We start from the raw sequence: 4,534 nt of genomic DNA on the forward strand, positions 1-4,534 counted from the left end.
CGTTAAAATAATGAAGAAACTGAGTTTAATGATAATGAGTTTAGCTGTTACAGGTATTACAGTTTTTACGATAAATACTACTCCAAAGATTCAACAAACAGCAACCGCAAATACTGTCGTCAATAAGTTACAATCGACTCACGGAGAAGGGTGGTCTCCAACGAGACCTGAGTTAGTATACTTAGAGGGAAGACAACTCTAAAGTATTATTTTAAGAGTGCTAGCTTTAGCTGATATTATTTACTGGCTTGTAAACATTAAAGGTTTACAAGCCAGTTTTTTGTTGTTAGAGCTACCTTCACATTATGTTGAAAGTAATCCGTCATAATTTTAAACTATTGTAATGAATTTTAATAAAAGATTGTTGAGGAATATAGTGAAGATATTGGAACATACAAATTCTCATTAGTTATATTAAAATGGATTCATTCTCTTCTCCTTTATTTTTTATCAACATTTGTACAATAGCTGGATTTTTATATTCGAGAATAGTTGTTCCTTATCGATGTACCTGGATATAATAAGAAAAAATGAAGATTGAATAGAAGAATTTTAATAGAACAGTTACCAAGTTAACGCATTAGGAAAGAAATAGGTAGGAAGTAAGGAGCTCTCCTTTGTTCGTGACAGCTTGTTTGGTGTATGTATCTTTTTCGCATGGGAGGAAATTGATAGAGGTGATAATATACAACTATAATCACATAGAATATGCTAACGATATGTAATACATAAAAGAAACGCAAACTAGAGTATTAAATTACGTTTTTTTTCACAAGATGGAGAAAAAAGTAGAAAAGGTGTTTTTATACGAAAACACCTTTTCTATTTATAATGCTCCTTTATGGAAAATAACGAATCATGTACTTGAATTTAGTGGGAATTACACTAATAAATAATACAATTAGGAGCAGAAAAACAGTCTTAGTTGCTCTAAATCACGTCCCGCAAAAAGTCCTATAAGGACGATTAGTCGGCGCTGGAGGCGTGCAGTAATCCGCTTGTTCTTGAGAATAGTCATAAGGATTTGCTAAAGCTTGAAGAAGTTTCTCCATTACGCTATAGTCTCCATTTTTAACAGCTGCTTCTAGTGCTTCTTCTACTCTGTGGTTGCGAGGGATGATTACTGGGTTGTTATTTTTCATTAATTTGTATGCATCATCTTTCGATTCTTTTTGTCTTTCTAACCGAGATTGCCATAGCTCGTACCATTCTTTAAATTCGGGACTTTCAAATAAAGGTGCATTTTCTAATGCAGTGTCAGTTAATGAACGGAATGTATTTGTATAATCTGCTTTATATTTTTCAATTGCTTTTAAAAGTTTCTCAATAAGTGATTGATCTTGCTCTTCATTGCTAAATAGTCCTAATTTCTTCTTCATTCCGAGGAACCAATTGTTTTCGTACTGCACACTGAACTTTGAAATTTCATCTTGTGCAATCTTTAGCGCTTCTTCTTCATCTTCGTGTAGAATCGGCATTAAAGATTCAGCTAATCGTGCAAGGTCCCATGCAGCCATATACGGCTGATTTCCATATGCGTAGCGACCTTTTACATCAATAGAGCTAAATACTGTTCCTTGGTCATAACTATCCATAAAGGCACAAGGACCGTAATCAATCGTTTCACCGCTAATCGTTATATTGTCAGTGTTCATTACGCCGTGAATGAAGCCGACGAGTTGCCATTTGGCGATGAGGCTTGCTTGTCTCTTAATAACTTTTTGTAGTAATGAAACGTATGGATTTTCAGTAGATTCAATTTCTGGATAATGTCTTTTTATCGTATAGTCAGCTAACGCTTTGAGATCCTCGATTGAGCCGCGAGCTGCCGCGTATTGGAATGTTCCAACACGTATATGACTACTTGCAATCCTTGTTAAAATAGCTCCAGGTAGCTTTGTTTCGCGATAGATTGGTTCGCCAGTTGAGACTACTGCTAAACTGCGAGTAGTTGGAATATCAAGTGCGTACATTGCTTCGCTAATAATATACTCGCGTAGCATAGGACCGAGTGCAGCACGGCCATCACCGCGGCGTGAATATGGAGTAGGGCCAGAACCTTTCAATTGAATATCAAAGCGTTCGCCTGAAGGAGTAATTTGTTCTCCAATCAAAAGGGCACGACCATCTCCTAACATGTTGAAATGACCAAATTGGTGTCCAGCATATGCCTGAGCTAGTGGATGAGCTCCTTTTGGAATAGTATTACCAGCTAAAATGGCAATTTCAGCGTCCTTTTTTAGTTCCTCAGGATTAAAGCCAAGAGATATTGCTAGTGAATGGTTTAGTTTAATTAACTCCGGTGAGTGTACAGGAGTTGGGGGGATTTCTGTATAAAATGATTGTGGTAATGTAGCATAACTCGTTTCTATATTCCAACCAGCGTCCTTATTTTTAGTCATTTTATCTCCTCCTTTTTTGTATTTTGAATATGTATTTGTACGTATGTATTCTTTGTAAAGTTAACTAAAAGTATAATTTATTATTTCCCCTTGCAATCTATTGTAAGGACTTCAGTGCATTGTGTCTATTTAACAGCAAATACAAAAACTCCATTTTTATAAAGATTGATTAAAATGGAGTTTTGTTATTATTTGATTTTTACAATTATCTTTCCTTTTGCTCTTCCAGACTCTGAATATTCCATTGCTTTTTGAGTATCTTCAAAAGGGAAAATGCGATCGATTATAGGTTTGAGTTGTCCAGATTCAATATAGTTTGCAATTATACGTAATTGATCTCCGCTGGGTTTCATAAACAAAAACGAATATTGAGCATTATGCTTTTTTTCAAGTGCAGTAAGTTTTTTACTTGCTAATGAAAATAAGAGTGTTTTGAAAAATCCTGAACCAAATTCTTTACCGAAGCGAGCATTTGGCATTCCTGAAACGGAAACAATGTTCCCTCCGCTTTTTATAATATTGAATGATTTTTCAAGTGTTGTTCCACCGATTGTATCAAATACCGCATCATAATTTTTTAGTATATCTTCAAATTTCTCTGTTTTGTAATTAATAATTTCATCTGCGCCAAGAGACTTTACTAAATTCGTACCAGCTTCACTAGCAGTTGTTGTAACAGTGGCACCCATTATTTTTGCTAACTGAATAGCGAAAGTACCGACACCACCAGATCCAGCATGAATTAAAATCTTTTGTTCTTTTTGTAATTGCATGGTGTCATGTAAGGCTTGATATGATGTTAAGCCAACGAGTGGAATCGAAGCAGCTTCCTCAAAACTTAAATTTTTTGGTTTTAAGGCTATATCATCCTCATGAATGGCTATATATTCCGCAAAAGTACCGATTTTACCTTTTCTTGGACGGGCATATATTTCATCACCAACTTTAAAACGAGTCACTTTTGCTCCAATCTTCACGATGACACCGGAAAAGTCATTACCAAGGATTAGGGGCATTTCATATTTAAGCAACATCTTTACTTTTCCATCGCGTATTTTAAAATCAATTGGGTTAATACTAGCTGCATGAATTTCCGCAAGTACCTCATACTCATTTATTTCAGGAGTAGGCACCTCTGTCATACGCATTGGGACTTTCCTATACTTATCAATTATCATTGCTTTCATTTCTTGTACCTCCAAATACCGTATCTTTATTTCAATAAAAGTTTTGCAATAGCTTCTCAATATCTAATACAAGGTTTTTTAATAAACTTAATTTTGTACGTATATCAATATAATAGAAGTTTTTTGTACCTTCTTTTCGCATTAAAATAATACCGGCTTCTCGTAAAATTTTAAGATGATGTGATACTGCTGGTCGAGAAAGGTGTGTTTGTTTAGTGATTTCCCCTACACGTAATCCTGTTTGACATTCCGTTTCCATGAGAACTAACAAAATAGCTTGACGTGTTTCATCACCAATTGCCAATAATACTTTTTGAGAATCAATAAAATCTTTTTTTATAACATTTAATTGTTCGTGTTTATTCATTTCAATCACTTTTCCTCCTGGTAATTAGTCGAAAGGTTTAAGATGATGAACCATTACAGCGATACGGTAATGCTACATGAATGTTGTATGAGCTGCAATATTGAGAAAGAAAATCGAGACGAATCAATTTTTACGTATTGAACATTATGGAGTATTTATTATAGGGAATAGAAAAATATTTCTTTTTTTATATTGTAATTAATGGAGTTAAAAGGTAGAAAATGATTTAACAATGCGTTGTCTGCGGAGGGTAAAGGGTAGCCATTTAATAATAAAATAAATGGTCGTAACCTTGTATAATTTATAGGGTTACGACCGCTTATAATGTTTTTATTATTTTTGATGTCTACATCAGAGAATAGTTCAAAGTGAAATAGACCCTTTTGTTTATCCTTTAATACACACACAAATTAAGTGACTTGTAGATGTACTAAAGGATAAAAGTAATTTGGAGCGTAATCTATATATATGATAATATATTGTTTGTTATATTACACATAAAGGGCTGAGCGTTATGAGAAGAAAAGGTTATTTTATAGACAATGAAAGTAAGCGATTATACAACAATGAAATAGTAG

4 protein-coding genes are annotated in these 4,534 nt (G+C 34.1%); 1 reads left to right on the forward strand and 3 read right to left on the reverse strand.

The genetic code is table 11. The features are described from left to right. Positions 1-202: Phr family secreted Rap phosphatase inhibitor (locus V7038_RS28510; RefSeq protein WP_335696013.1), on the forward strand; the 202-nt coding region annotated here is incomplete at its 5' end. Positions 203-935: 733 nt separating this feature from the next. Here V7038_RS28510 and V7038_RS28515 read toward each other — a convergent pair. From V7038_RS28515 to V7038_RS28525, 3 genes are all read right to left on the reverse strand, one after another. After that, the gene (locus tag V7038_RS28515) at positions 936-2,402 is read right to left on the reverse strand and encodes a protein adenylyltransferase SelO (protein ID WP_335696014.1); all 1,467 of its coding nucleotides are present in this window, start codon (positions 2,400-2,402) and stop codon (positions 936-938) included. 188 nt (positions 2,403-2,590) lie between these two features. Then, the gene (locus V7038_RS28520; RefSeq protein WP_002111053.1) at positions 2,591-3,589 is read right to left on the reverse strand and encodes an NADP-dependent oxidoreductase; all 999 of its coding nucleotides are present in this window, start codon (positions 3,587-3,589) and stop codon (positions 2,591-2,593) included. Between the two features lie 31 nt (positions 3,590-3,620). Continuing rightward, positions 3,621-3,965: an ArsR/SmtB family transcription factor gene (locus V7038_RS28525; protein ID WP_002111052.1), complete on the reverse strand. Its 345-nt coding sequence runs from the start codon at positions 3,963-3,965 to the stop codon at positions 3,621-3,623. Between the last annotated feature and the right edge of the window lie 569 nt (positions 3,966-4,534).

The organism is Bacillus sp. JJ783, from assembly GCF_036963225.1.
Taxonomy (GTDB): Bacteria; Bacillota; Bacilli; order Bacillales; family Bacillaceae_G; genus Bacillus_A; species Bacillus_A cereus_U.